Raw genomic sequence first — 218 nt, 5'->3', positions numbered from 1 at the left:
CTCCCGGTATCCCGAAGTGTATCTTTGAGCTCCCATAACGAACAACTGTCCATCTTATATAAGCTAAGGTGCCACTACCACTCACACCAGATGGAGCTACAAGAAGAAAGGCACAACAAAGAGTTATCATCCCTGCAGAGTTATCTATCCCTTCACATGGCGGAATAAAGAAAGTTAGGCCACCCTGCTTTAGAAATGGACCCTCAATAACCTCAATC

Annotated in this window: 1 protein-coding gene; it reads right to left on the bottom strand. The window is 45.0% G+C overall.

What is annotated here, in order from left to right; translation table 11 throughout:
* On the bottom strand, positions 1–218 hold a 218-nt coding region (locus tag QMD71_02465), incomplete at both ends, for a hypothetical protein (GenBank protein MDI6839710.1).

The sequence above is a fragment of the bacterium genome, assembly GCA_030018315.1.
In the GTDB taxonomy this organism is placed as follows: Bacteria; Hydrothermota; UBA3073; order JACQXS01; family JAGMCI01; genus JASEGA01.
Note: the sequence above shows the minus strand (reverse complement) of the source record. Positions and strands in the feature narration are given on the sequence as shown.